The 18,301-nt window shown below is 66.9% G+C and carries 11 protein-coding genes and 2 tRNA genes; 9 read left to right on the top strand and 4 right to left on the bottom strand.

Annotated features, from left to right (window positions below; genetic code table 11):
• The first annotated feature begins 72 nt into the window (after positions 1-72).
• The 3 genes from LPA45_RS06160 (at position 73) to LPA45_RS06150 (ending at position 5,029) form a co-directional block, all read left to right on the top strand.
• On the top strand, positions 73-2,187 hold the full coding sequence (locus LPA45_RS06160; RefSeq protein ID WP_116317744.1) for a M3 family metallopeptidase: 2,115 nt from the start codon (positions 73-75) through the stop codon (positions 2,185-2,187).
• Positions 2,184-3,014, top strand: coding sequence for an exodeoxyribonuclease III (xth, locus tag LPA45_RS06155; protein ID WP_199414510.1), 831 nt, complete (start codon positions 2,184-2,186; stop codon positions 3,012-3,014). The genes LPA45_RS06160 and xth overlap by 4 nt, the downstream gene beginning before the upstream one ends.
• 170 nt (positions 3,015-3,184) lie before the next feature.
• A complete protein-coding gene (locus LPA45_RS06150; protein ID WP_376790634.1) occupies positions 3,185-5,029 on the top strand; it encodes a SulP family inorganic anion transporter in 1,845 nt (614 codons plus the stop codon).
• Positions 5,030-5,235: 206 nt separating this feature from the next.
• On the opposite strand, the gene LPA45_RS06145 is transcribed toward LPA45_RS06150, so the two are convergent.
• Positions 5,236-5,499 (bottom strand): DUF1488 domain-containing protein, encoded by a 264-nt coding sequence (locus LPA45_RS06145; protein WP_029047712.1) that lies wholly within the window; start codon positions 5,497-5,499, stop codon positions 5,236-5,238.
• Positions 5,500-5,725: 226 nt separating this feature from the next.
• Here LPA45_RS06145 and LPA45_RS06140 point away from each other — a divergent pair.
• Positions 5,726-5,801, top strand: a tRNA-Lys gene (locus LPA45_RS06140).
• 132 nt (positions 5,802-5,933) lie between these two features.
• Here LPA45_RS06140 and LPA45_RS06135 read toward each other — a convergent pair.
• Both LPA45_RS06135 and LPA45_RS06130 read right to left on the bottom strand, forming a co-directional pair.
• Entirely contained in the window at positions 5,934-7,322 is a 1,389-nt protein-coding gene (locus LPA45_RS06135; RefSeq protein WP_317921993.1) for an 8-oxoguanine deaminase, read from the bottom strand.
• A gap of 121 nt (positions 7,323-7,443) precedes the next feature.
• Entirely contained in the window at positions 7,444-8,352 is a 909-nt protein-coding gene (locus LPA45_RS06130) for a LysR family transcriptional regulator (protein ID WP_317921991.1), read from the bottom strand.
• Positions 8,353-8,483: 131 nt separating this feature from the next.
• Between LPA45_RS06130 and LPA45_RS06125 the strand changes: the two genes are divergently transcribed.
• The 3 genes from LPA45_RS06125 to LPA45_RS06115 all read left to right on the top strand — a co-directional run bounded on the left by LPA45_RS06125 (position 8,484) and on the right by LPA45_RS06115 (position 10,604).
• Positions 8,484-8,559, top strand: a tRNA-Lys gene (locus tag LPA45_RS06125).
• 380 nt (positions 8,560-8,939) lie between these two features.
• Positions 8,940-9,920 (top strand): tripartite tricarboxylate transporter substrate binding protein BugE, encoded by a 981-nt coding sequence (locus LPA45_RS06120; RefSeq protein WP_116317741.1) that lies wholly within the window; start codon positions 8,940-8,942, stop codon positions 9,918-9,920.
• A 321-nt stretch (positions 9,921-10,241) separates the two neighbouring features.
• Positions 10,242-10,604, top strand: coding sequence for a hypothetical protein (locus LPA45_RS06115; RefSeq protein WP_116317740.1), 363 nt, complete (start codon positions 10,242-10,244; stop codon positions 10,602-10,604).
• A gap of 66 nt (positions 10,605-10,670) precedes the next feature.
• Here the strand turns inward: LPA45_RS06115 and LPA45_RS06110 are convergent, their stop codons facing one another.
• Positions 10,671-12,188, bottom strand: a complete 1,518-nt coding sequence (locus tag LPA45_RS06110) for an acetyl-CoA hydrolase/transferase family protein (protein ID WP_317921249.1) — start codon at positions 12,186-12,188, stop codon at positions 10,671-10,673.
• 411 nt (positions 12,189-12,599) lie between these two features.
• Between LPA45_RS06110 and LPA45_RS06105 the strand changes: the two genes are divergently transcribed.
• Together LPA45_RS06105 and LPA45_RS06100 are read left to right on the top strand one after the other, a co-directional pair.
• Positions 12,600-13,193, top strand: a complete 594-nt coding sequence (locus LPA45_RS06105; protein WP_317921248.1) for a MarR family transcriptional regulator — start codon at positions 12,600-12,602, stop codon at positions 13,191-13,193.
• 207 nt (positions 13,194-13,400) lie between these two features.
• Entirely contained in the window at positions 13,401-18,269 is a 4,869-nt protein-coding gene (locus LPA45_RS06100; protein ID WP_367394989.1) for an NAD-glutamate dehydrogenase, read from the top strand.
• Positions 18,270-18,301: the final 32 nt, after the last annotated feature.

Genomic DNA, 18,301 nt, shown 5'->3' with positions numbered 1-18,301 from the left:
GCTGGAAATGCCCGCACCCCGCCCCCATCTGCGGGGCATCGACCTTTGAGGCCAGCCAACCGAGAACACGCCATGGACCAAGCTGCCGACGCCACCACCTCGACCAACGCGACCAACGCGACCAGCAACCCGCTGCTGGACTTTTCCGACCTGCCCCGCTTTGCCGAAATCCGGCCCGAGCACATCAGCCCGGCGCTGGACGTGCTGCTGGAACACGCGCAGCAGGCCGTCGCCCGCGCCGAGGATCCGGCCACGCCGGCCGACTGGGCCAACGCCGTGCAGGCGCTGGAAGTCGCCACCGAGCCGCTGGGCCGCGCCTGGGGCGTGGTCAGCCACCTGAGCGCCGTCGCCGACACGCCGGAGCTGCGCAAGGCGCACGCCGACAACCTGCCGCGCATGACCGAGTTCTGGTCGTCGCTCGGCCAGAGCCTGGCGCTGTATGAAAAGTACAAGGCGCTGGCCGCCAGCCCCGAGTTTGCCGGTATGAGCGCGGCACGCCACCAGCTGATCGAGAACGAACTGCGCGGCTTCCGCCTGGGCGGCGCCGAGCTGCCTGAAGACCGGAAACCGCGCTTTGCCGAAATCCAGGAGCAGCAGGCGCAGCTGTCCAAGGCCTTCTCCGATCATGTGCTGGACGCCACCAACACCTACGCACTGATCATCGAGGACGAGGCACGGCTCGCCGGCCTGCCCGACGATGCGAAGGAAGCCGCCCGCCACGCCGCCGAGAAAGACGGCAAGGCCGGATGGAAGTTCACGCTGCACTTCCCCTCGTACTTCCCGGTGCTGCAGTACGCCGACGACCGCGCGCTGCGCCAGACGCTGTACGAATCCAATGTCACGCGCGCCTCGGAACTCGGCCAGCAGTACGGCCAGGGCCAGGCGGATTGGGACAACACTGCCAACATGCGCGACCAGCTGGCGCTGCGCCGTGAAGAAGCGCAGATGCTCGGCTACCAGTGCTACGGCGAAGTCTCGCTGGTGCCGAAGATGGCCGAGTCGCCGGCCGAAGTACTGAAGTTCCTCGACGAACTCGCCGTCAAGGCACGCCCGTACGCCGAGAAGGACTGGGCCGAACTGAAGGCCTTCGCCGCCGCCGAACTCGGCCTGTCCGACCTGCAGCCCTGGGACGTGGCCTACGCCTCGGAAAAACTGCGCCAGCAGCGCTATGCGTTCTCCGAGCACGAGGTCAAGCAGTACTTCCCGGAGCCCAAGGTGCTGGAAGGTCTGTTCGGCGTGGTGCAGAAGCTGTTCTCGGTGCGTATCGAGGCCGAGCCGGCGCAGACCTGGCACAAGGACGTGCGCTTCTTCCGCGTGACCACCGCCGACGGCACGCTGCTGGCCCAGTTCTACATCGACCTGTACGCGCGCGAAGGCAAGCGCGGCGGCGCGTGGATGGACGATGCGCGCGGCCGCAAGGTGCTGGAGCAAGGCGGCGTGCAGACGCCGGTCGCGTACCTGACCTGCAACTTCTCCGCGCCGGTGGGCAACAAGCCCGCGTTGTTCACTCACGACGAAGTGATCACGCTGTTCCATGAGTTCGGTCACGGCCTGCACCACATGCTGACGCAGGTGGGCGAGCTGGGCGTGTCGGGCATCAACGGCGTGGAATGGGATGCGGTGGAACTGCCGTCGCAGTTCATGGAAAACTTCTGCTGGGAGTATGAAGTGCTGACCGGCATGACCCAGCACGTCGACACCGGCGCGCCGCTGCCGCGCACGCTGTTCGACCGCATGCTGGCCGCCAAGAACTTCCAGAACGGCATGATGACGCTGCGCCAGATCGTGTTCTCGTCGTTCGACATGCACCTGCATACGGACTTCGACCCGGCCGGCGCCACCTCGGTGCTCGAGCTCTCGCGCCAGATCAACGACCGCGTGCACGTGGTGCCGCAGCATCCGCTGTCGCGCTGGCCGAATACCTTCAGCCATATCTTTGCCGGCGGCTACGCGGCGGGATACTACAGCTACAAGTGGGCGGAGGTGCTGTCGGCCGACGTCTATGCGGCGTTTGAAGAAGCGGCGCAGCTGTCGGGCACCGTGCTCGACAGCGAGACCGGCGCGCGCTACCAGCGCGAGATCCTGTCGGTGGGCGGCAGCCGCCCGGCGATGGAATCCTTCGTCGCGTTCCGCGGCCGCGCGCCGCAGATCGATGCGCTGCTGCGCCACGGCGGGATGGCGGCATGAGCGCGGTTGCACTGCCCACCAGTGGTCCGCTGCGCATCGCCAGCTGGAACGTCAACTCGCTCAAGGTGCGCCTGCCGCAGGTGCTGCAATGGCTGGCCGAGCAGGACCAGGCCGGCGCGCCGATCGACGCGCTGTGCCTGCAGGAACTGAAGCTGCCGGACGACAAGTACCCGCTGGCCGAACTGGAAAATGCCGGCTTCCACAGCATCTACACCGGCCAGAAGACGTACAACGGCGTGGCCATCGTCGCCCGCGACGCCAGCATGCCCGGGCCGGCTGACGTGGTGCGCAACATCCCGGGCTTCGAGGATGCGCAGCAGCGCGTGATCGCCGCCACCTATGGCGACCTGCGGCTGGTCTGCGCCTACTTTCCCAACGGCCAGTCGCCCGAGTCGGAAAAGTTCACGTACAAGCTCAAGTGGCTGGAAGCGATGACAGCGTGGTTGCGCGAGGAAATGCAGCGCCATCCGCGCCTCGCGCTGCTGGGCGACTTCAATATCGCGCCCGAAGACCGTGACGTGCACGACCCGGCCAAGTGGGTGGGCCAGAACCTCGTGTCGCCGCCGGAGCGCGCCGCCTTCACCGCACTGGTGGAACTGGGCCTGGCCGATGCTTTCCGCAGGTTCGAGCAGCCGGAGAAGAGCTTCTCCTGGTGGGATTACCGCATGATGGCGTTCCGCCGCAATGCCGGGCTGCGCATCGACCATATCCTGCTGTCGCCGGCGCTGGTGGAGCAATGCTCCGCCTGCGCGATCGACCGCGTGCCGCGCACCTGGGAACAGCCCTCGGATCACACGCCGGTGGTCGCCACGCTGCACTGCGGCTGACGCCCGCCAGGGGCTGCGGCTGCCGCGGCACGCGCCGCCCCAGTCCACGCGTTCACGCAAGTCCGGGCATGCCCGGCTCGCCCCGCGGCGGCCTGCCCGCTACACTGCCGGCATGAACCCCTGAACGCGGCGAGACCGCTGACAGGGGCGCCGAGGCTGTCCTGTTCCCCATGTCCGTATCCACGCAAGGCTCTTTCCTGCACCGCATGTTCCCGTGGCGCCAGCGCGTCGACCGCACCACACTGCGCGCCGACGTGATCGCCGGCCTGCTCGGCGCGGTGCTGGTGCTGCCGCAAGGCGTGGCCTTCGCCACGCTGGCCGGACTGCCGCCGCAGTACGGCATCTACAGCGCGGTGGTGCCCTGCATCGTCGCGGCGCTGTTCGGTTCGAGCTGGCACGTGATGTCGGGGCCGACCAATGCCAATTCGCTGGCGTTGTTCGCCATGCTGAGCCCGCTCGCATTCGCCGGCAGCCCCGCGTATATCGGGCTGGCGCTGGCGGTGACCATCGTGGTCGGCGTGATGCAGCTCGCGGTCGGCACGTTGCGGCTCGGTTCGCTCGCCAACTTTATCTCGCCGTCGGTGTTGCTCGGCTTCACGTGCGGCGCCGCGACATTGATCGGGCTCTATGCACTGAAGGATGTGTTCGGCCTGCAAGTGCCGACCGGCACCAGTGCCTTCGGCGTGCTGCGCCACCTGGCCGAACACGCCGACACCATCAACTGGTCCGCGGTTGCCGTCGCTGCCGTGACGCTGGTGGTCACGCTGCTATGCAAGCGGCTGTGGCGCAAGCTGCCGTTCATGCTGCTGGGCCTGCTGGCCGGATATGGCGTGGCGCTGCTGCTAAACCAGGCCGGCACCTTCGCCCAGCATGTGAACGTGGTCGGGCCGATCCCGTCGGCCCTGCCGAATTTCCACGTGCCCGACGTCGACTGGCGCAAGCTGCCCGACCTGCTCGGCATCGCCTCCGCCCTGACCATCGTCGCGCTGGGCCAGTCGATCTCGATCGCCAAGGCGGTGGCGCTGCGCTCCGGGCAGCATATCGACGCCAACCGCGAATTCATCGGCCAGGGGCTGTCCAATATCGCCGGCGGCTTTTTCTCCGGCTATATCTCGTGCGGCTCGCTCAACCGCTCGGTACCCAACTTTGAAGCCGGCGCGCGCACGCCGCTGGCCAGCGTGTTCTCGGCGCTGTGGCTGGTGGCGCTGGTCGCTGTCAGCGCGCCGCTGCTGGCGCAGATCCCGATGGCGGCGATCGGCGCCATGCTGCTGCTGGTAGCGTGGGGACTGCTCGATATTGCGCGGCTGCGGCGCATCTTCACGCTGAGCCGTACCGAGTTCGCGATCGCCATCGGCACGTTCGCCGCGACGCTGGTGATCCGGCTCGAAATGGCCGTGCTGCTCGGCACCGTGCTGTCGCTGGTGGCCTACCTGTACCGCACCTCCCGGCCGGCTGTGCGCAGCCTGGTGCCTGATGCCGACGACCCTGGCCGGCGCTTCACGCCGCTGGACGAACTGCACCGTCCGCAGCCGGAATGCCCGCAACTCAAGCTGCTGCGCATGGAAGGCGCGATCTACTTCGGCGCCGTGCAGTACGTGACCGACCGCCTGCACTGGCTGCGCACGGTCAATGCCGGCCAGACGCACTTGCTGGCGATGACCAAGAGCATGAACTTCATCGACCTGGCGGGCGCGGAGATGTGGGAAAACGAGCTTGCCGAGCGCCGCGCCATGGGTGGCGACCTCTACTTCCACCGCCCGCGCACGCAAGTGCTGCAGACATGGGAGCAGACCGGCTTCAGCAACAAGCTGGGGCCGGACCATATCTTCCCGACCAAGCGGCAGGCGCTGCACACGATCATTGGCAAACTGTCGCCCGAGATCTGTGCACAGTGCCGCGCCAGGATCTTCGAAGAATGCGCGTCACGGCCGGGAGCATCCATGCACGACGCCGCCAGCACGGATGCGGCGGGCGCACCGCAGCCGAAGGCATGCGCCACCACGGCGGCACGCTGACGCGTCGCGCACAACGTCCCTTCAGCAATAAAAATCTGCCGAGGACAGTGTTAAACAAACGGAAATTGAAACAGCGGGGATGACGGTAGTGCCTGCGCCGGCGTTGCCGGACCAGGTACGCAAGGCCGGACGGCCCTACGCGGTGATGCCTGATGGTGGATGGGCGCCCGCGACATGCCGACGGCTGGCCGGGGCATCCATCCTCATCAGATCGGCGCCACGTGGGCGCGCTTGACGACGATTGGCTGGGGCGCGCCCTGCTCGATCAGCACCACGGCGGCGCGTTCAATGGTTTCGCGGCCGGCACGGAATGCCTCTTCCAGCGACAGCACCTGGTCGGCGCTGAAGCCTTCCCACAGTGCCTCGCGTGTCACTACGCAAGTCACTTTCTCGCCATTGACGATCGCCTGGAAGAGCAAGCCTTCATTGTTGATGTCGTAACGCTCTTGCTCTTGGAATTTGATATCCATCGGTGCAGCCCTCCATATGCAAGTGGAGAAGAATCCTAACATGGCTCCGGCGATATCGTGCGGATCCGGCTTGTGCGATTGCGCTCAAATGGATGACCTGCAAGGCTGGCGTTCGGTTCCGTTCACCTGATGGCTGCCAGCATCGGCATGCGCGAAAAGCGTTGCGCCTGGTTTTGCTCCAACTGTTGACAGCGCCGAAAATCATGCTAGAATCTCGTTCTTCGTTGGGGCGTTAGCTCAGTTGGTAGAGCAGCGGACTCTTAATCCGTAGGTCGAGTGTTCGAGTCACTCACGCCCCACCAGCGAATACAGAAAGGCCGGAAGCAGCAATGCTTCCGGCCTTTTGCTTTTCCCCGCTCCGCTTTTCGTTCCGATCGCTTCGAAAACTGCCGCGGGCAGGCAACGCATGCCCGCGGCAGTCCATCCCGGCGCGGTCAGGCACCCACGCTGGCGCGCTCGAACAGCGTGCGCGCCAGCGCGCGATGCCGCGTCAGCACGCTGGGCAGGTCCGCCGTCAGCAACACGCCATCGCGCACCACTTCGCGGCCGTTGATCACGCTCGCCGCGACATTGGCCGGGGTGCAGAACACCAGCGAAGCGACCGGGTCGTGGCCGCCGCCGGCAAAGCCCACTCCTGACATATCGAAGGCGACGAAGTCCGCCGACATGCCCGGTGCGAGCGCGCCGATATCGTCGCGGTTGAGCACGCGTGCGCCGCCCAGCGTGGCGATCTCCAGTGCCTCGCGCGCGCTCATCGCAGCCGGGCCGTAGCCGACGCGCTGCAGCAACATGGCCTGGCGCGCTTCGCCCAGCATGTGCGCGCCATCGTTTGACGCGCTGCCGTCGACGCCCAGCCCGACCGGCACGCCGGCATCGCGCATCGCCCGCACCGGCGCAATGCCGGAGGCGAGGCGCATGTTCGAGCACGGGCAATGCGCCACGCCGGTGCCGGTACGCGCGAACAGCGCGATACCCTCTTCGTCGAGCTTGACGCAGTGCGCGTGCCACACGTCGTGTCCGACCCAGCCCAGATCCTCGGCATATTGCGCCGGCGTCAGGCCGAACTTCTCTCGCGAGTACGCGATGTCGTTGTCGTTCTCGGCCAGGTGGGTGTGCAGCGACACGCCGTAGTGCCGCGCCATCACGGCCGACTCACGCATCAGGTCGCGCGATACCGAGAACGGCGAGCACGGCGCCAGCACGACACGCAGCATGGCATGGCGCGCGCTGTCGTGGTATTGCTCGACCAGCCGCTGGCTGTCGCTCAGGATCGCGGCCTCGTCTTCCACCACCACGTCGGGCGGCAGGCCGCCCTTGCTGCGGCCCACGCTCATCGAGCCGCGCGCGGCGTGGAAGCGCATGCCCATCTCCTGCGCTGCGCCGATCGAATCGTCCAGGCGCGAACCGTTGGGGAACAGGTAGAGGTGATCGCTGGTGGTGGTGCAACCGGACAGCATCAGCTCGGCCATCGCGGTCTTCGTCGACACGGCGATCATTTCCGGCGTCAGGTGCGACCACAGCATGTACAGGTTGGTCAGCCACGAGAACAGCTCGGCATCCTGCGCGGCGGGCACGGCTCGCGTCAGGCTCTGGTACATGTGGTGGTGCGTGTTGACCAGGCCGGGCGTCACCACGCGGCCGCGCATGTCGAGCACCTGCGCGCTGCCGTCGTCGACCATGCGGCGGTATTGGGGCGGCAGTTCGTTGGTAGGGCCAACCCATTGCACCGCCGGCCCTTCGGCGACCAGCGCGCCGTCGCGGATCTCGCGGCGCTGCGCATCCATCGTGACGAGTACGTCGGCGTTCAGGGCAATCAGGGTCATGGTGGCATTCCTTCGGTTCGTGGGGACAGATGCCGCCAGTCTAAGGCGAAGGGTTGCTCGCGCCTAAGCATGGAATTCCGACCACCGTGTCCACAAAAAGTGGACACCGGCACCACCCTCACTAACGAGCCTGGGCGAACAACGTGGCCAGTGCATCGCCGATGCGTTCGGCCATCAGCTCCGCGGCCGCGCTGAGCGTGCCGCGCGCACGCGCCACCAGCGTCAGCGTCTGGCCCTGCAAGTGGCGGTCGCGCAGCGGCACATACACCAGCGCCTGCCGCGCGCGCTCCTCCATGACATCGAGCGGATTCAGCAGCGCCACGCCCGTGCCGAGCATGACCAGCTGGCGGATCAGCACGGTCGAGGTCGATTCGGCCACCGGCGACACCTCGATGGCATTGCGGGAGAAGGCGGCGTCCAGCAGCGCGCGGATCGACAGCGATGGCGCGGGCAGGATCAGCGGATAGCCGACGCACTCGCTCAGCAGCACCGACGGCTGCGCCGCCAGCGCATGGCCTGGCGGCACCACCGCGCCGATCTGCCAGTCGCTGGTGGCCAGCGCACGAAAGGCGGGCAGCTCCGGCAAATCGTAGCCAAGCCCGAGATCGGCATCGCCCTGCTCGACCGCCGCGACGATATCGGCAACCGGCAGGTCGTTCACGCGCACGACGATGCCCGGGTAGCGCTGGCGGAAGGCATGCACCAGCGACGGCATCAGCGAGCCGGCCAGCCCCGCGGTGACCGCCACGGTGACGTCGCCGCGGCGAGCGCCCTTGAACTCTTCGATGCGCTCGCGCAGGGCATCATGCTCGCGCAGCGTCTGACGGACGTGGGCCAGCACCATCTCGCCCAGCGGCGTCAGGCGCAGCCGTTTGTTGATGCGTTCGAACAGTGGCGCCCCCAGTTCGGCTTCGAGGTCGAGGATCTGCCGGTTCACGGCCGTCGGCGCCACGTGCAGGTGCTCGGCCGCCTTGCGGATCGAACCGCGGCGGACAACCTCGTCGAGGTAGCGCAGGACTCTGGCGTGCATGGGCTGGCAGGGTATCGGGACGTGCCGCATTGTAGCGGCGGGCGTGTGCCCTGCCGCAGCCCGCCTTCGCAAAAAATGGCGAAAGGGTCTTGCGTCGCATCAGATACCTTGCTACAATCTTTTTCTTCGTTGGGGCGTTAGCTCAGTTGGTAGAGCAGCGGACTCTTAATCCGTAGGTCGAGTGTTCGAGTCACTCACGCCCCACCAGCGAATTCATGAAAAGCCGGAAGCTTGCTTCCGGCTTTTTTCATTTCTTTTTGTTTCCGCTCGCCAGTCCGTTCCAGGCCCCACCTACGCTTGTGCAAGCCGGGTTCACCCATACGGCACGGCCGCCGTTTTCTTGATACGCGGGTTGTCACCAATTCCATTGCGCGCGCTTTCCCGGTTGAATCGCTCCCGCACACGTCGTGGAACATAGTTCCGTATCGCGGAACGATGGCGGCGTGCAGGCCGCTGCCGCACCCTGGCGCGGCCGGGTCGGCCGGCGCGGGAAGACTGACGGCGCGGGGCGCGCGATAAATCTGCGCCCGAGAAAACGCCTGCAGCCCGCCTGGCAAGCAATCAGTGAAAGAAGAACGGAGGCATCCTTGAAAGCAGTCAACAAAGCAGGCGCAGCCGCCTGCGTCGCAGCCATCGGCCTGGCGTACGCCGGCTTTGCCCAGGCGCAGTCCTACCCCACCAAGCCGATCCGCCTGATCGTCCCGTTCGCGGCCGGCGGCACCACCGACATCGTCGCGCGCTCGGTCTCCGACGCCCTGGGCCGTGAACTGGGCCAGCCGGTGGTGGTGGAAAACCGCGGCGGCGGCGGTGGCGCGATCGGTGCCGACGCGCTGGCCAAGTCCGCACCGGACGGCTACACGCTGGGCATCGCCACGGTCAGCACCATGGCGACCAACCCGGCCACCAATCCGAAGAACCCGTACGACCCGCTCAAGGATTTCGCGCCGATCACCAACCTGGTCAACGTGCCAAACGTGCTGACGGTGAACCCGAAGGTGCCGGCCAAGACGCTGAAGGAATTCGTTGCGCTGCTGAAGGCCAACCCGGGCAAATACAGCTACGCTTCCGCCGGCAAGGGCAGCATCTCGCATCTGGATGGCGAGCTGTTCAAGGACATCACCAAGACCGACATGGTCCATATCCCCTATCGCGGATCGGGCCCGGCGCTGAACGACACGCTGGCCGGCCAGGTCAACGCGCAGTTCGACAACCTGCCGTCGTCGATGCCCCATATCCAGGCCGGCAAGCTGCGTGCGCTGGCGGTGGCGGCACCCAAGCGCGTCGAGGGCCTGCCCGACGTGCCGACCTTTGCCGAAGCCGGCATGAAGGACATGAACAACATGGCCTGGTACGGCCTGGTAGCGCCGGCCGGCACGCCCGCGGCCATCCTCACGCGCGTGCACGCTGCCGCGGTCAAGGCACTGCAGGACCCGAACGTGAAGCGCCGCCTGGCTGAAAGCGGCGCCTACACCGACGGCAATACCTCGGCCCAGTACACCGCGCAGATCAAGCGCGAACTCGACCTGCGCAAGAAGATTGCGCATGACCAGAACATCACGCTGGAATAACCGGCGCCAGGACGAGGGGCCATCGAACGGCTGCCGCATGGCAGCCGTTTTTTCATCCGGACGCCACCAAAGGTGCCGATAGCGACACTGCCTGGCTCGAAAGTTCTGACCCATCGGCCGGATCTTGATCCAGGACAGGACGCTACGCCCACCCAAGCGTTTCAATATCCCTGGAAGAAACTTTCACTTTGCGGACACGCGCCAACTCGGTACATTAGCTGGGTGATCCGCCACACGGCCGGCCGCATGCCGGACCACGCTCGGCCCCAAACCCGGCATCGCACAGGCGCTGCGCTGCCGATATTCGCGAGGATAAGACAGATGCTGAAGAAGACCGTTTCGACCCTGATCATTGCAGCACTCGCCGCTGTGGGCGCGACGCAGGTTTATGCGCAGAAGAACTACACCGAGGGCGGCGACCTCTACGGCGGCAGCCACACCAAGAAGCAGGCCAGTCCGAACCAGAACCCTGCTAAGTCGGGCAAGTTCGACCCCTACACCGACGGCGCCAAGAAGTCGACCCGCTCCGACCTGACCAGTTCGGGCAAGAAGTTCGACCCGAACACCGATGGTGCCAAGGCCGGCAAGTATGATCCGTACACCGACGGTGCCAAGGCCGGCAAGTTCGACACGTACACCGATGGCGCCAAGGCGCCCGCCAGCCAGGGCAGCAAGGCGCAGTAAGCCTGCAGTTGCCAAGTAAAACAGCCCGCTTCGGCGGGCTGTTTTACTTTGGCTTGGCGGTCTCTGTCAGGCAGCCAGCGCCTGCGCCGGCCGTGCGGGCTGCATCGTGCGGCGATCGCGGAAGCCGACATGCCAGGACAGCGCCTCTTCCAGCAGGTGCGGCGTCTGGCCGCCGTGGGCGCTGGCGCGGCGGAAATAGTCGCCGAGCAGCTCACGGTATTGCGGATCGGCGCAATTGGCAATGATGGTGCAGGCGCGCTCGCGCGGCGCCAGCCCGCGCAGGTCGGCCAGGCCATGCTCAGTGACGATGATGTCGACGTCGTGCTCGGTGTGGTCCACGTGCGCCACCATCGGCACGATGCTCGAGACATCGCCACCCTTGGCCACCGACTTGGTCACGAACACCGACAGGTGCGCATTGCGCGCAAAGTCGCCGGAGCCGCCGATGCCGTTCATCATGTGCGTGCCGCCCACGTGCGTGGAATTGACGTTGCCGTAGATGTCGCACTCCAGCGCCGTGTTGATGGTGATCAGCCCCAGCCGGCGCAGGATCTCGGGATGGTTGCTGATTTCCTGGGGGCGCAGCAGCAGCCGCGAACGGTAGCGGTCCAGGTTCGACAGGAAGCGCTGGTAGACCTCGCGCGTCAGCGTCACCGACGATGCCGAGGCGAACGACAGCCGGCCCGCATCGAGCAACTCGATGGTGCTGTCCTGCAGCACCTCGGAATACATTTTCAGGTCGCGGAACGGTGAATCGACCAGCCCATGCAGCACGGCGTTGGCAATGGTGCCGATGCCGGCCTGCAGCGGCTGCAGCGACGGCGACAGCTTGCCCGCGCGCACTTCGCGCAGCAGGAAGTCATTGAGGTGGCCGGCGATGTTGCGCGTCTCGTCGTCCGGCGGCAGCGCGTTCGACGGGCTGTCGTCCCTGGCGGTGATGACGATGGCGGCGATCTTCTCCGGATCGATCGGAATGTACGGCAGGCCGATGCGTTGCTCGGTGGCGATCAGCGGGATCGGCTGGCGGTACGGGCGCTGGACCGGGAAATAGATGTCATGCAGGCCTTCCAGCTCCAGCGGCATGTTCATGTTGATCTCGACGATCACCTTGCGCGCGAGCATGGCAAAGCTGGCCGAATTGCCCACCGAGGTGCTGGGGATGATGCCGCCCTGCTCGGTGATCGCGACGGCCTCGACCACCGCGACGTCGACCGGCGCGATCTGGCCGGAACGCAGCTGCTCGACGGTTTCGGACAGGTGCTGGTCGATGAACATCACCTCGCCGGCGTTGATCTTGCGGCGCAGCGTGGCATCGGACTGGAATGGCAGGCGGCGCGCGATCACGTTGGCCTCGGCCAGGACGCGGTCGATGTCGTTGCCGAGCGAGGCGCCCGTCATCAGCGTAATGCGCAGCGGCTCGGTCGCCGCGCGCCGCGCCAGCGCGAACGGGACTTCCTTGCAGTCGCCCGCGCGGGTGAACCCGCTCATGCCTACGGTCATGCCGTCGCGGATCAGCGCGGCGGCTTCGTCGGCCGAGACTACCTTGTCATGCAGCCTGGCCAGGCGAATGCGTTCCTTGTCCATCGTGATCTCCGGTCTGGCGGCGCAGGCCCTTGCCCGTGCCGCTCGCCCCGTGCCTCGCGTCACTGCAGGCTGGCTTGCGGGGTCTCCGGCTGGCAGTGTAGCCAGCTGCCTATATTCCGGCTGCGATTTAAAGTCATGGATTCCAGTCACTTTCTTCATGGCAGTTGCCGCTACCGGGGGCGCGCGCACCACTCACTGCGCCTGGTGCCTCAGGACATACCCGCAATGTCACAAAAATGGCAAAAGTTTCTGGTAGTGTCTCGCCTCATCGGTTGAACGGGCCCGCCAGAGAGGTCCTGCAACCGTGCCGCCCGGGCCGGCCATGCTCGGCCCAGCAACCCGTTGCAACAGCGTGACGGGTGCCCGCAGCATCGTAGTGGCGGCATTTTTAAAAATCAGGAGACGCCATTCATGCAGCCGAGACCTCTCGAACCCAACGAGCCGGTCGTCCTTGCACTGGTCGACGCCGTTACCGCCTGGCAAGACGCCCTGGAGCAGACCCTCTCCGCCTCTGGCCTGACTTACGCCAAATGGTTGTTGCTGCGCGCGGTCCGGCGTGGCGACTTCGTGCGCGGCGCCCCCTTGCCGGGCGCCATGCCGATCGATGTCCCGCAGTCTGAACTGCTGCTGCATGAACTGCGTCGCGACGGCTGGATCGAGTATGCCGAGGCCATTACGCCGCGCATCGCCGACACCGCCGTGAGCCGCCTCGAACGCGCCTCGCAGGCGCTCAGCGCGCTGCACAGCGTGTCGGTGGCACCGTTCAGCCCGCAGGAGCGCGTGGCGCTGGGCAGCCTGCTGGAACGGATGAAGATCCGGCTGAACGATCACACCACGCGCCAGATCCGCGTGGGCGGCGAAGCCGCGCGCCAGGACAAGCTGGCCAATGCCGCCGGGACCGCCACGCCGGCCGGCGTGCCGGCGTCCGTCGTTCCCTGCACGGGACTGTTGCCGGTTGCGCATCGCCCGGCGTCCTGTCCTACCCTCGCCAGCGCACGCTTCTGACGCGCGCGCCAGGGCCGGTTGCCGCCTCCCTTGCAGGTGGACCGGCCGAACTGTCCGGATCGTTCGCTTTCTTCGCGACTTTGTCCCGCCAGGTCCGCTGATTTTTCCTAAAGTATGAGCATGCCCCGGCACATGCCGGACCGGGCGGCGTTGTTGCCGCGCGGGCCGCACTGGCCGCGTCGTCCATCGATACCGCGAGGAGGGATCATGCCGCAGGAGAACGAAGACAAAGTCGCGCACCTGCTGGACGAACTGCTTGCCTTCGCTCGGGAGCGGCTGCCGGCGGCCACGTTTGGCGCTGCCGAGCCCTTCCTGCGGCACTACTACGACCAGGCCGACGCCGACGACCTGCTGCACCGCGAGGTCGACGACCTGTATGGCGCCGTGATGGCGCACTGGCAGACCGCGCAGAAGTTCGTCCCGGGCAGCGCGCGCATCCGCATCTACAATCCCACCCTGGAAGAGCATGGCTGGCATTCCGACCATACCGTGGTCGAGATCGTCAACGATGACATGCCCTTCCTGGTCGACTCCGTGACCATGGAGATCAACCGGCAAGGGCTGGCGTTGCATTCGGCGATCCACCCGGTGTTCCGCGTCTGGCGTAGCGCCACCGGCGGCATCGAGCGCATCGCCCTGGGCGGCGCCGGCGAGCCCGGCGACAATTCACGCCTGGAATCCTTCATCCACTTCGAGGTCGACCGCAGCGGCGAGGCCGCGCGGCTGGAAGCGCTGCGCAGCGGTATCGCGCGCGTGCTGGGCGACGTGCGGGCCGCGGTCGAAGACTGGCCTGCAATGTGCGACATCACCCAGGCCACCATCGCCGCGCTGGCGCAGGCACCGGATGCCGCCTCGCCCGACAGCACCGAGGCCCGCGCCTTCCTGGAATGGATGATGGACGACCATTTCTCCTTCCTCGGCCAGCGCGACTACCAGCTGGTGGCGCAGGAAGGGCGTTATTTCCTGCGCGGCGTGCCGGGCTCTGGCGCGGGCATCCTGCGCGAGAGCCTGCGCGAGCCGGACGCGCAGGACCTGACGCCGCTGCCCGCCGCGGCCACCGCCATCATCGAGGGACCCTCGCCTATCTTCGTCACCAAGGCCAACTCGCGCGCCAGCGTGCACCGGCCGGGCTATCTCGACTATGTCGGCGTCAAGCTGCTGGATGCACAGGGCCAGCTGTTCGGCGAGCGCCGCTTCGTGGGGCTGTACACGTCTACCGCCTACATGGCGCCGATCGCCGAGATTCCGCTGGTGCGGCGCAAGTGCGCCAATATCCTGGCACGCGCCGGCTTCCTCACCAAGGGTCACCTGTACAAGTCGCTGGTCACGATCCTCGAGCAATATCCGCGCGACGAACTGTTCCAGGCGAGCGAGGACGAACTTTTCGACATCACCATCGGCATCCTGCGGCTGCAGGAACACCAGCGCACGCGGCTGTTCGTGCGACGCGACCGCTTCGACCGCTTTGTCTCGTGCCTGGTGTTCGTGCCGCGTGACAAGTACAACACCGACCTGCGCCAGAAGATCCAGAAGCTGCTGACCGCGGCCTTCCACGGCACCAGTTGCGAATTCACGCCGCTGCTGTCGGAATCGCCGCTGGCGCGCATCCAGCTGACCGTGCGCGGCGAGCCCGGCACGATGCCGCATGTCGATACCGCCGAACTGGAGCAGCGTATCGTCCACGCCAGCCGCCGCTGGCAGGACGACCTCGCCGAAGCGCTGCACGAGAGCCACGGCGAAGAACAAGGCAACCGGCTGCTGCAGCGCTATGGCACCTCGTTTCCCGCAGGCTACCGCGAAGACTACCCTGCCCGGACCGCGGTGCGCGACATCGAGCTGATGGAGCACGCGCTGCGCGCCAACGACAGCGCGTGCGGCATGGCCATGAACCTGTACCGGCCGATCGAGGCCGCGCCGGGCGCTTTCCGCTTCAAGGTCTACCGCGCAGGCGAGCCGATCGCGCTATCGCACAGCCTGCCCATGCTCGAACACCTGGGCGTGCGGGTGGACGAAGAGCGTCCGTACCTGATCGAGCCCGATACCGGCGCGCCGGTGTGGGTGCATGACTTCGGGCTGGAGATCGCGGACAGCGGCGGCGCGGCGGATTTCGATATCGCGCGCGTCAAGGCACTGTTCGAAGACGCCTTTGCGCGCGCCTGGCACGGTGAAATCGAGAACGACGACCTCAACCGGCTGGTGCTGCGCGCCGAAATGGCCGCACGCGATGTCACCATCCTGCGCGCCTACGCGCGCTACTTGCGCCAGGTCGGCTCGACCTTCAGCGATGCCTATATCGAACGCGCGCTGACCGGCAATGCGGGCATCGCGGCGATGCTGGTCGCGCTGTTCATCGCGCGCTTCGACACCGTCAGCCAGGTGGCTGCCGACACCGCGCGCCAGGCACGCTGCGACAAGCTGCTGGCGGATATCGAAGCCGCGCTCGACAAGGTGCCCAACCTCGACGAGGACCGCATCCTGCGGCTCTTTCTGGGCGTGATCCAGGCCACGGTGCGCACCAACTATTTCCACCGCAGCGAGGACGGCCAGCCGCGTCCCTATGTGTCGTTCAAGTTCAACCCGGCGCTGGTGCCGGGGCTGCCCGAGCCGCGGCCGATGTTCGAGATCTGGGTCTACTCGCCGCGCGTCGAGGGCGTGCACCTGCGCGGCGGCCGCGTGGCGCGCGGCGGGCTGCGCTGGTCCGATCGCCGCGAAGACTTCCGCACCGAGGTGCTGGGGCTGATGAAGGCGCAGATGGTCAAGAACACAGTAATCGTGCCGGTGGGCTCCAAGGGCGGTTTCGTGGTCAAGCGCCCGCCTCCGCCGACCGACCGCGATGCGTTCCTGCAGGAAGGCATCGCCTGCTACCAGACCTTCCTGCGCGGGCTGCTGGACCTGACCGACAACCTTGTCGGCGGCCAGCTGGTGCCCCCACCCGACGTGGTGCGGCATGACGACAACGATCCCTACCTAGTGGTCGCCGCCGACAAGGGCACCGCGACGTTCTCCGACTTCGCCAACGCGATTTCCGCCGAGTATGGCTTCTGGCTGGACGATGCCTTTGCCTCCGGCGGCTCGGTCGGCTACGACCACAAGAAGATGGGCATCACCGCGCGCGGCGCGTGGGAGTCGGTCAAGCGGCATTTCCGCGAGATGGGCGTCGATATCCAGACCACGGACTTCACCGTGGCCGGCGTCGGCGACATGTCGGGCGATGTGTTCGGCAACGGCATGCTGTTGTCGCCGCATATCAAGCTGGTAGCCGCCTTCGACCACCGTCACATCTTCCTCGACCCCGATCCGGATCCCGCGCGCACGCTGGAAGAACGCACGCGGCTGTTCAGCCTGCCGCGCTCGAGCTGGGCCGACTACGACGCCACGCTGATCTCCGCTGGCGGCGGCATCTTCCCGCGCACGGCCAAGACCATCGCGCTGACGCCGCAGGTGCAGGCGGTGCTCGGCATCACGGCCAGCGCGCTGTCGCCGGCCGAGCTGATCCACGCCATCCTGATGGCGCCGGTCGACCTGCTCTACAACGGCGGCATCGGCACCTACGTCAAGTCGAGCCAGGAAACACACCTGCAGGCCGGCGACCGCACCAACGACGCGGTGCGCGTCAACGGCAACGAACTGCGCTGCAAGGTGGTCGGCGAAGGCGGCAACCTGGGCTTTACCCAGCTGGGGCGCATCGAGTTCGCGCGCAAGGGCGGCCGCATCAACACCGATGCGATCGACAACTCCGCCGGCGTGGACTGCTCCGACCACGAGGTCAATATCAAGATCCTGCTGGGCCTGGTGATGGCCGACGGCGAGATGACCGAGAAGCAGCGCAACAAGCTGCTGGCCGAGATGACCGACGAGGTCGGCCTGCTGGTGCTGCAGGACAACTACTACCAGACCCAGGCTTTGTCGGTGGCCGGGCGCCACGCCGCGCCGCTGCTCGATGGCGAGGCGCGGCTGGTGCGCTGGCTGGAGCGCGCCGGGCGGCTGAACCGCGCGCTGGAATTCCTGCCGTCCGACGAAGAGATCGCCGAGCGCAAGCTGGCCAGCGAAGGGCTCACGTCGCCCGAGCGCGCGGTGCTGCTGGCGTACAGCAAGATGTGGCTGTACGACGCGCTGCTCGATTCCGACGTACCCGAAGACCCGCTGGTCGGCGGCCTGCTGGCCGACTACTTCCCGGTGCCGCTGCGCCAGCGCCATGGCGAAGCCATGCATCGCCATCCGCTGCGGCGCGAGATCCTGTCGACGCACCTGACCAATATGCTGGTCAACCGCATCGGCGCGACCTTCGTGCACCGGATCATGGAAGAAACCGACGCGCGCCCGGCCGACATCGTGCGGGCCTGCCTGATTGCGCGCGACGTGTTCGGGCTGACCGCACTGTGGCAGGAGATCGATGCGCTGGACAACCGCGTGCCCGATGCCGAGCAGGCGCGCATGTTCGGCGAGGTGGCGGTGCTGCTGGAGCGAGCCTGCCTGTGGTTTATCCGCTATCTGCGCGGCGGCGGCCAGGCCGGCGCCCAACTGGCGCGCTTTACGCAGGCGGCGCAGTGGCTGGTGCCGCAGTTGCCGCAACTGCTGCCGCCGGCCGATGCGGCGGCGCTGGCGGAACATGCCAGGACCTTCTCCGATGCCGGTGTCGACGAGGTGCTGGCCTTGCGCGTGGCCGGCAGCGAGATTTCCGCGGCGGCACTGGATATCGCCGAAGTGGCGAATGCGTGCGAGCGCAGCCTCGACCTGGTCGCGGGGGTGTATTTCGCGCTGGACAGCCACCTGAGCTTCAGCTGGCTGCGCGAGCGTGCGCTGGCGCTGCCTTCGGACACGCACTGGGACCTGCTGGCGCGCACGACCACGCTGGAAGACCTGGGCCGGCTCAAGCGTGCATTGACGGTCAGCGTGTTGTCGCAGCCCGGCGAGCTGGAGTCTCCGGAAGCAATGATCGATGCCTGGCGTACCAGCCGCCATGGTGCGCTGGAACGCTTTACGCGCATGCTGGCCGACCAGCGCGCGTCGGGCGCGGCGGGGCTGTCGATGCTGTCGGTCGCGGTGCGCGAGATCGGGATGCTGGAGCGCGGCTAGCGCGCCAGCCGTGGGGCGGGCAAGTCGGCGAG

Source organism: Cupriavidus sp. Agwp_2 (assembly GCF_040784895.1).
GTDB lineage: Bacteria > Pseudomonadota > Gammaproteobacteria > Burkholderiales > Burkholderiaceae > Cupriavidus.
The sequence above is the reverse complement of the archived record's forward strand: the minus strand, read 5'-3'. Positions and strand labels throughout refer to the sequence as shown.

Excerpts from the sequence above, each read along its gene's own strand:
- LPA45_RS06150 (WP_376790634.1), top strand. The coding sequence starts at position 3,185 with ATGTCCGTATCCACGCAAGGCTCTTTCCTGCACCGCATGTTCCCGTGG.
- LPA45_RS06160 (WP_116317744.1), top strand. The coding sequence starts at position 73 with ATGGACCAAGCTGCCGACGCCACCACCTCGACCAACGCGACCAACGCG.
- LPA45_RS06115 (WP_116317740.1), top strand. The coding sequence starts at position 10,242 with ATGCTGAAGAAGACCGTTTCGACCCTGATCATTGCAGCACTCGCCGCT.
- LPA45_RS06110 (WP_317921249.1), bottom strand. The coding sequence starts at position 12,188 with ATGGACAAGGAACGCATTCGCCTGGCCAGGCTGCATGACAAGGTAGTC.
- xth (WP_199414510.1), top strand. The coding sequence starts at position 2,184 with ATGAGCGCGGTTGCACTGCCCACCAGTGGTCCGCTGCGCATCGCCAGC.
- LPA45_RS06135 (WP_317921993.1), bottom strand. The coding sequence starts at position 7,322 with ATGACCCTGATTGCCCTGAACGCCGACGTACTCGTCACGATGGATGCG.
- LPA45_RS06130 (WP_317921991.1), bottom strand. The coding sequence starts at position 8,352 with ATGCACGCCAGAGTCCTGCGCTACCTCGACGAGGTTGTCCGCCGCGGT.
- LPA45_RS06100 (WP_367394989.1), top strand. The coding sequence starts at position 13,401 with ATGCCGCAGGAGAACGAAGACAAAGTCGCGCACCTGCTGGACGAACTG.
- LPA45_RS06105 (WP_317921248.1), top strand. The coding sequence starts at position 12,600 with ATGCAGCCGAGACCTCTCGAACCCAACGAGCCGGTCGTCCTTGCACTG.
- LPA45_RS06145 (WP_029047712.1), bottom strand. The coding sequence starts at position 5,499 with ATGGATATCAAATTCCAAGAGCAAGAGCGTTACGACATCAACAATGAA.